An 8,203-nucleotide genomic window follows, 5' to 3' on the forward strand; every position below is an offset into this window, starting at 1 on the left:
AGTGTTTACGCTATGTGCTGACCTGTCATCTCAATCAGCCAAATCTCAGAGCGCGACCCCAAGCGAAAAGGAATACCCCAAAAGCCGTAGCCTGAGGAGACGACAAAGTGTCCTTTGCCTATGGGTTTATAACCATAGCCCAAGCGATTGATCGCTCTGACGATAAAATTAGCTGGGAATATCTGCCCGTTGTGAGTATGACCAGAAACTTGTAGATCTATCGGCAGCTGACTATGCTTATCAATATCGCTTGGCCGATGATCGAGCAGTATAACCGGCTTACTGGTATCAACTTGCTGCAACAAATCAGTAGTAGCGACGCGCTCGCGTTTATGATTATCGAACCGGCCTATCAGCCAAATTATCTCGCCTTTATAACCAAGCTTCAGTACTTTATCATTTAACAGTTGCACGCTAGCATCCTGCAAGGCGTTACTGATCGGCTGCTCATGACCATATAAGTCATGGTTGCCTAAAGTGGCATAGACACCGTAGGGTAAGCTACTACAAAGCTTGGTCAATTTAGCCGCCATATTATGAGCGGTATAAGCTTTTATATTGTCATCCATAATATCGCCTGGCATCAGCAATATATCCGCTTTATTTTCCTGGATCAGATGATATAGCTTATCTATCGCTTTATTACCGAACAGCTGACCTAAATGCAAATCACTCGCTACTGCGATACGCAATGAGTTTGCTAAGGGTTTGTTAATCGTGATAGATAATCGGCGCACCACAGGCATGTAGGCACTATATAAACTATAAATAAACAGCGCTATAAATATAAACCCCGCCAGTACGCGTAAACCAAAACCTATTATCTCAGCGCTATACCCCTCTATAGAAATCAATGAAACTAAAAGTAGATACCCGCCATAAAACAAACTCATCAATAATGCCGTAAGCATCAGATAATGCATAACGAGCATCCAAGCGCTCATCCAGCGATAACTATTATCAAAGCGCTTGCTAAAGGTCACCGCTAGCAGAGCATTAGTCACAACAAACACTAAAACCCAAACGGCGGTAGCCAAACTTGGTGTCAGCCAAGGCTGCAGCCACCACTGAAGAGATAGCGCAGCGCCAAGGCTAAACAGCTCTAATAGAGCAATGATAGTAATAAAAAAGGCGTAACGCATCTAGGATCCTAAAGAGAGGTTTAGTATTAGGTAAACGAATGACTTGAGAAGGTTAAGCAATACAGTAGAGAACATGGTTAAAACAACAAAAAGTACTGCTACTTGTCTTAATTCGTATGAGTTTATGTCTAATTAACGCTTATCTGGCGGCATGTTATAAACGCCATTTGCGTAGGCCTGCGTCACCGCTTTGCCATAAATCAGTTTAGTCACCCAATTTGGGATTCGGTAACGGTTACGCGCCACATAAGGATAAGCCAAATCGCCAAGCTGTCTGACAATTGGTAGATATAGAAGCGTAGAGCCTTTGAGACCACTAGTTCTATACAGTAATCGCACTGCGTCCATGTGGGTATGCCAACCGCCATACCAGTCTTGTACACACAAATAAGTCATAGCATCGCTACGGCTGTTTCACATGAAACAAGTATGGAAATATCAGGTGCTTTGCTCTTCTAAGGCTTGCTGAATGTCAGTGTACTTAAACTCATAGCCTGCTTCTAATAAAGCTTCTGGTAGTACCTTTTGCCCATCAATAAGTAAAGTCGACATCTCACCGAACATCAATTTGAGTAAAAATTCTGGCAAAGTAAAAATAGTAGGACGATGTAGCCAAGCGCCCATAGCTTTGGTAAATTCGTGATTGGTCACCGGATTGGGCGCTGTTAAGTTATAAACCACTGCTGGAGTGTCGTTAGTCGTCTTCAGCTCGTTATTGGGCGTAACTTGCTTTTCGCTCGTCTCAGCCAGATGCTTTTGAATAATAAAAATCGCCGCCCCGACCCAGTCCTCACGGCTGATCCAGCTCATAATTTGCTTGCCATCGGCCAACTGACCACCTACGCCGAACTTAAAAGGTAATAACAATTTACCAATCATCCCGCCCTCAGGATGCATCACCACCCCAGTGCGTACAATGGCAACAGGCACGCCGTAATCCGTCGCTTTGAGCGCAAGCTTCTCCCACTCATCACATAACTTATGCGAAAAATCTGTCTCGTAATCGCTACGCTCAGTCAATGGGGTATCGCCTTGGGTACCATACCAGCCGATAGCCGAACCACTTAGCATAAGCTTAGGTTTCACACGACTGCGAGCGATGAACTCAAGCAGCGACTCTGTTGGTTTTACTCGGCTTGCCATCAGTTGCTCTTTACGCTCATCGCTCCAGCGCGAATCGGCAATCCCCGCCCCTGCTAAATTTATAATCACATCGAAGCTTTTATCACTCGTTGCAAGCTCATCATAAGTCATCATGTTGACGTCAGCAGGGTGCTGCTGAGATTTATCACGCGTCAGCCACGTGATCTTTATCTGCTCTTTTTTATTCTCATAGCGACTTATGATCTCCTTGCTAAACGCACTACCTAAGAACCCTGAGCCACCGCTGATTAAAATATTCATATCTCTATCCTTGTTGTGGACTTATTGCTTGTATTGTTCTGAGTCATCATTAACTCAAAAACTTTTTAATACTAGCGCCGAGTTTGAGCACCTTTTTGAGCATACTCGTTGGGAGTTTGAGCATCTCGGACGACCAAGTGGTTAATGTGTTTACGAAGTCTTGCGTGTCACTTATCCGCGTTCTGACTTCGCTGTTTTCATACTCAAACTCAGGACTATCCATCAAATCTTGTAAAAACTGTACGGTAGGTTCCAGCTCGCGCTTTTGGCGCTCAACGACGATGATACGTGCCAGCTCCCAAACATCGGTATTGGTCGTGAAGTGATCCCGCCGGTCGCCTAAGATAGAGACTTTTTGGATTAGGCCCCAATTCTGTAGCTCTTTGATACTATTTGAGACATTAGAGCGCGCCACGCCTAGCGTCTCAGTGATCTCTTCGGCATTTAGTGGTTTACCGATGATATATAGCAGCGCATGTATCTGCGACATAGTGCGGTTCACGCCCCATTTAGGGCCCATCTCACCCCAGTGTAAGACGAATTTTTCGGTGACAGGATTAAGCTTCATATTGGCTCACACTTATTTATATTATTTTTTATTGATGCTTATCATTGATACTTGTAGTGCCTTAAAATATGTAACTCATAGCTTTTATTGTCGAGAAATAAACAGCTTATAAGCCATACTGCGCTTTTCTTTTATTTCTGTCAAGACAGAAATCAGCAGATAAAACGTTATCTTTGTAGACTAAAATTAACAACTCAGCTTATTTGGTAACTATAAAAAGAAAGATTTAGCGGATAATATGGCCGCTACGCGCGTCGCCAATTTGACTGGGTAACTGATAGCCTAAAGTCGCACCGCGTAGATAGCCCACTTGCTTGAGCAACTGGCTACTCTCACTTAAAAAATAGCTTTGAGCTTCAGCAAGCGTCAACGCCGGCATCTGTCCTGACGGATTACAGCTCGTAGAGACAAGAAATCCATAGGGATTATTTGCTGATACTAGCTGCGCACAAAGATTTTGTACTAAGGGGTGAGTGATGACGCGTACGGCGATGCTATCATGTGCACCTGTTATCCACTCCGGTATGGGAGTGGTAAGTGAGTCTGGGATGGGCAATAACCAAGTATGCGCTTGCTGCACAAGGACATCGGCACTAGGCTGCCAACTGGCAAGTACCGTCTGTCGCTGCTTAGGGCTGAGAGGGGCAAGTAGCGGCGCAATGCGCTCAATACTGTCGGTGACGACGATCATGCCTTTGTCTTGCGGGCGCTGCTTGATGGTTAATAGCTGCTGCACAGCGCTTTTATCGAATGGATCGCAGCCGATTCCCCAGACACTTTCGGTCGGATAGGCTAATAGCTGGCCTTGGTTTAGCCAATGGGCAGCTTGTACGACTGAATCAGTAACAAAGGGTGCAGAGGAAGACATAAACTAAACGCTCTAAATAAAAGTGTGCGTGTATTAATAACGATTAAGAAGTTAACAACGTCAAAAGAAGGTCAAAAACACATCTTATAACCGTAAATAGCGGCCACCTTGGACGTCGATAGCGCCGAGTAGCTCTAGCTCCATGAGCTGACCGATAAGCTGAGGCGCTGTCAGCTTCGAAGCTATCAACAAAGCATCTAAATCCTGTCCATGCCAGTCGAGCAGCCCATAAATGGATGACAGGTGCTCAGGCACTTTGATTGGTGAAGAGGTATGGGCTGGCATGCTATGAGCTGACGATATCTTATCAGCCGCTGATTGCGGCGATGAACGGCGCGATGTCGATGGTTTAGAGGGTGCAGTAAGTGATGATTGATTGGTTGAAAAATCAAGCTGGACGTTTACATCGCTTATTACCTGATCGGGATGATAAATCAGTGTCGCGCCTTCACGAATCAGATGATGACAGCCTTCAGCATTTTTATTATCAATGTGGCTTGGCAGCGCAAAGACTTGCTTGCCTTGTTCGGAGGTGAGTCTGGCAGTGATTAGCGAGCCACTCTTGATAGTAGCTTCGGTCACTATCGTCGCTAGACTTAGGCCAGCAACTAACCGATTGCGACGCGGAAAAGTGTGCTTATGGGGCTGAGTATGCGGCAATAGCTCGCTAATGATACAACCGCCTTGCTCGATAATTTGACTAAATAGCTTATCGTGATGATTAGGATAGAAGACCTCAATTCCTGTACCCATCACGCCTACCGTACGCCCTTGATAGTCGCTATCGGTTTGCGCAAGCGCTCCTAAGTGTGCTTGTTTATCTACTCCCATAGCCAAACCGCTAGTGACGACATAGCCGGTTTGCGCTAGATACTGAGCAATATCAAATGTGGTTTTTTGGGCATGAGCGGTTGGCTTTCGGCTTCCTACTATAGCGATTTGTGCTTGCTGCAAGCGGTTGATATTACCTCGGCAGAATAGTAGCGGCGGCGGATCGTAAATCTGTAGTAGCTGGGCTGGAAACTCGCTTTGATCGGCAAAAATTAGCTGATATTGTCCAGCGGTAAGCGCTTGCTCAATCCTATCGATACTAGCGGATGTCTGCTCTTTATTTTTATGACGTGCTAAATGAGCGGCATGTATCCCTAATGCTTGCCAAGCCTCAAAGCCAGCTTCCCAAGCTTGCTGAGCACCGCCAAAAGCACTAAGTAGCTTATGATAGGCGGATAAGGAGGCATTCACCTCATACCACAGCGCTAATATTGCACACTGATTAGAATCTAAATGAGATGAAGGCGGTGGCGTCATAGTCGTCTAGCTCATACAAGAGAAGTGCTTGTGCAAATAAGAAACTGAATTTAACTACTGACCTTCGGCTCATAAATTAGCTAATTTGCCTTTATAAGTAAGGCGGTGGTAGTAATTGATCACCGACGTTCAGTGGCAGCTCTGAGCTCAGTACATAAGCATAACTGATGTCATCAAAGCTATTGAACACCATCACCATGCCGCTCTCTTCACTAGGCAGGCGTACAGCATTATCATTATCTAAAGTATCGCGTACCAGTGGGCCTTTTTGATAGACGGTCAATACATCGCCAGGCTTAGCGCCTTGGGCCGTACCTAAGTTAATAGCCACGACACTGCCGCGCGCCGCTGAGCTGATAGAGTCCATCACTCGTACAATCATACCGCCGCGGCTCACTTGCGCGGGCGCTGGATAAAACACTGGCGGAATAGAGTTATCTAGCTCAACGAATACCCTGTCACCTTCACGCACTTCTTTACCATAAGATTCGGACAACTGCAGACTACTGATACCGTTTTCAGCGACACTAGTAACTATGCCGCTTGCTACTTGCATGGTCTCTAAACCGATGACCTTTTGGGTTTTAGGTTCGACATAGCGTTCGCCTTCACGGTAGATACCATAGCGCTGACCTATGATAAGCGGTACGCCTTTGGCATAGACTTTATCGCCGCTCGCGGTAATCAAATTGCGGTTTTTGGAAGCTAAAATATAAGGAGTACTATTAAAATCCTCTGGTCGCACGATGGTATAGCGATCTAACCAGTGCTGAATAGAGCTCAAAGGAATCGCAGGGATACTATTGGCGACTGAGGTCACAACGACTTCTTGCTCCACCTTACCCATCAATTGCTTTTCAATACCAGCGCAGCCCTCACCGGTATCAATACCGACTAAGGTCTTGCCTTGAATGATACATAAAATAAGAATGTCGTCAGGATAGATAAGGTTTGGGTTTTTGATTTGCTTATTGGTCGCCCAAATCTCTTTCCAGCGCCATGGACTCTCCAAGTAACGTCCGGAGATGTCCCATAATGTATCGCCTTTTTTGACGATATAGCGGTTGGGAGCATCTGCCTTGATGGCAGGCGCCGGATTATTGGCGTGAGACGTAGTCATCAGTAAAGCGCTACTAAACATAGTAGCAACGAGCATCTTTGTTATCGTTTTTAGACTGGTATTCATGCGATATCCACAAGGTATAGTTAAATCACAGGCATAACTTTATTCAACTGTAGTCAAGCCTTCTTAAAGATATCTCAGAGGCTTACTGCCAACTTTTACGACAATTCAGTTTACAATGATATGCACCATAGCACAATACGCGACACAAACTTACAAAAACATAACTTTTATAGCTAAAACCTTATTACGTAGTTTCACGTGAAACTAATCAACTAGCCATTTGACGCAACATGCTGGCGAATTTGTTCAGCGACTAGTTCGGCTTTATTATCCAATACCGTTACATGCTGCTCTAAGTCCTCTAGACCTTCAGTATGCTTAGGACGAGCAATCTCTATCGGTCCAACCGCTTCAATAATAGTCTCAGCGAATTTCACAGGCAATGCCGTCTCGGCGCAGATAATCACTTCCCCTTCTTGCTGTAATTCTTTAGCGACTTTAATGCCGTCAGCGGTATGCGGATCAACCAGCTCTCCGTATTGCTCATATACCTCTTTGATCGTGTGCAGACGATCGGCATGAGTGGACTTGCCTGCCGCGAAGCCATAACGGTTATTGACCTGTTCCATCACCTCAGACAAATCAAAACCTTGCCCTGATTTCACGCCTTCAAACAGCTCATGAACACGCGCACTATCTTTTTCTAATAATAGATAAACAAAACGCTCAAAGTTGGAAGCTTTAGAGATATCCATCGATGGACTTGAGGTTACATAAGTCTTGTCAGTGGTGCGCGGCTGATACGCGCCTTGGTTAAAGAAGTCGTTGAGTACATCATTCTCGTTGGTCGCAACGATGAGACGTTCAATCGGTAGCCCCATCTCACGCGCAATGTGGCCGGCGCAAATATTGCCAAAGTTACCTGAGGGCACACTAAAGCTAACGGTCTCCTCATTGCTATCCGTCACTGCGAAATATGCTTTAAAGTAATAAACAATCTGCGCGAGTATCCGTCCCCAGTTGATCGAGTTGACCGTTCCTAGGTTATATTTTGCCTTAAACTCAGCGTCTTGTTGCAGCGCTTTGACGATATCTTGGCAATCATCAAACATACCTTTGATGGCGATATTGTGGATATTGTCGTCGGTTAAGCTATACATCTGCGCGCGCTGAAACTCGCTCATTTTGCCATGTGGCGATAGCATAAACACTTCGATATTGTCTTTGCCGCGTAGCGCATATTCGGCTGCACTACCCGTATCACCGCTGGTCGCACCGATAATAGTAATACGCGCGTCCTGACGCTTGAGGACGTACTCAAAGGCATTACCCAAGAACTGCATCGCGACATCTTTAAACGCCAAAGTCGGACCGTTTGATAAGCCTAAAATATATAAATCCTCCTCAAGCTTACGCACCGGCACGATATCACTATCGCTAAACACTTCTTTAGTATAAGTGCGATCGATAATATCTTTGAGATCAGCATGAGGAATATCGGTGGCAAAGCGCTGCATAATCGCTAGTGCTAGATCGGTATAGCTAAGATGACGCCACTCTTCTAACACATCACTGGCAACTGTTGGATAATGCTCAGGCAGCATCAAACCGCCGTCAGGTGCAAGCCCCATAAGGAGTACATCACTAAAATCCATCGGCTCAGTCTGACCACGGGTACTGATATATTTCATGTCTTATCCTGTCTTTAATTTATTAGGGCGTGTTGAACATTCACAAATGCGCACTGCTGATCGCTACTAGTTTATCAAAGCTGTGTTCTAGTCGTC

8 protein-coding genes are annotated in these 8,203 nt (G+C 45.4%); all 8 read right to left on the reverse strand.

Annotation, left to right across the window (positions count from 1 at the left end):
- Positions 1-5: 5 nt before the first annotated feature.
- Positions 6-1,142 carry a metallophosphoesterase gene (locus AAEY83_RS11205; RefSeq protein ID WP_025645291.1) on the reverse strand — a complete coding sequence of 379 codons (1,137 nt, stop codon included), beginning with the start codon at positions 1,140-1,142 and terminating at the stop codon, positions 6-8.
- Positions 1,143-1,274: 132 nt separating this feature from the next.
- Positions 1,275-1,538, reverse strand: coding sequence for a thiol-disulfide oxidoreductase DCC family protein (locus AAEY83_RS11210; RefSeq protein ID WP_156923953.1), 264 nt, complete (start codon positions 1,536-1,538; stop codon positions 1,275-1,277).
- Between the two features lie 42 nt (positions 1,539-1,580).
- Entirely contained in the window at positions 1,581-2,546 is a 966-nt protein-coding gene (locus tag AAEY83_RS11215; RefSeq protein ID WP_025645293.1) for an epimerase, read from the reverse strand.
- 49 nt (positions 2,547-2,595) lie between these two features.
- Positions 2,596-3,114 carry a GbsR/MarR family transcriptional regulator gene (locus AAEY83_RS11220; RefSeq protein ID WP_025645295.1) on the reverse strand — a complete coding sequence of 173 codons (519 nt, stop codon included), beginning with the start codon at positions 3,112-3,114 and terminating at the stop codon, positions 2,596-2,598.
- A 226-nt stretch (positions 3,115-3,340) separates the two neighbouring features.
- Positions 3,341-3,982 (reverse strand): L-threonylcarbamoyladenylate synthase, encoded by a 642-nt coding sequence (locus AAEY83_RS11225; protein ID WP_025645297.1) that lies wholly within the window; start codon positions 3,980-3,982, stop codon positions 3,341-3,343.
- An 84-nt stretch (positions 3,983-4,066) separates the two neighbouring features.
- Entirely contained in the window at positions 4,067-5,290 is a 1,224-nt protein-coding gene (gene dprA / locus AAEY83_RS11230; RefSeq protein ID WP_351059106.1) for a DNA-processing protein DprA, read from the reverse strand.
- A gap of 91 nt (positions 5,291-5,381) precedes the next feature.
- Positions 5,382-6,476: a LysM peptidoglycan-binding domain-containing protein gene (locus tag AAEY83_RS11235; protein WP_025645299.1), complete on the reverse strand. Its 1,095-nt coding sequence runs from the start codon at positions 6,474-6,476 to the stop codon at positions 5,382-5,384.
- A gap of 212 nt (positions 6,477-6,688) precedes the next feature.
- Positions 6,689-8,107 carry a threonine synthase gene (gene thrC, locus AAEY83_RS11240; protein ID WP_025645300.1) on the reverse strand — a complete coding sequence of 473 codons (1,419 nt, stop codon included), beginning with the start codon at positions 8,105-8,107 and terminating at the stop codon, positions 6,689-6,691.
- Between the last annotated feature and the right edge of the window lie 96 nt (positions 8,108-8,203).

This window comes from Psychrobacter sp. TB20-MNA-CIBAN-0197 (assembly GCF_040309765.1).
Classification (GTDB): Bacteria; Pseudomonadota; Gammaproteobacteria; order Pseudomonadales; family Moraxellaceae; genus Psychrobacter; species Psychrobacter submarinus.

Coding starts and splice junctions, on each gene's coding strand:
- AAEY83_RS11205 (WP_025645291.1), bottom strand. CDS start 1,142: ATGCGTTACGCCTTTTTTATTACTATCATTGCTCTATTAGAGCTGTTT.
- AAEY83_RS11210 (WP_156923953.1), bottom strand. CDS start 1,538: ATGACTTATTTGTGTGTACAAGACTGGTATGGCGGTTGGCATACCCAC.
- AAEY83_RS11235 (WP_025645299.1), bottom strand. CDS start 6,476: ATGAATACCAGTCTAAAAACGATAACAAAGATGCTCGTTGCTACTATG.
- thrC (WP_025645300.1), bottom strand. CDS start 8,107: ATGAAATATATCAGTACCCGTGGTCAGACTGAGCCGATGGATTTTAGT.
- AAEY83_RS11225 (WP_025645297.1), bottom strand. CDS start 3,982: ATGTCTTCCTCTGCACCCTTTGTTACTGATTCAGTCGTACAAGCTGCC.
- AAEY83_RS11220 (WP_025645295.1), bottom strand. CDS start 3,114: ATGAAGCTTAATCCTGTCACCGAAAAATTCGTCTTACACTGGGGTGAG.
- AAEY83_RS11215 (WP_025645293.1), bottom strand. CDS start 2,546: ATGAATATTTTAATCAGCGGTGGCTCAGGGTTCTTAGGTAGTGCGTTT.
- dprA (WP_351059106.1), bottom strand. CDS start 5,290: ATGACGCCACCGCCTTCATCTCATTTAGATTCTAATCAGTGTGCAATA.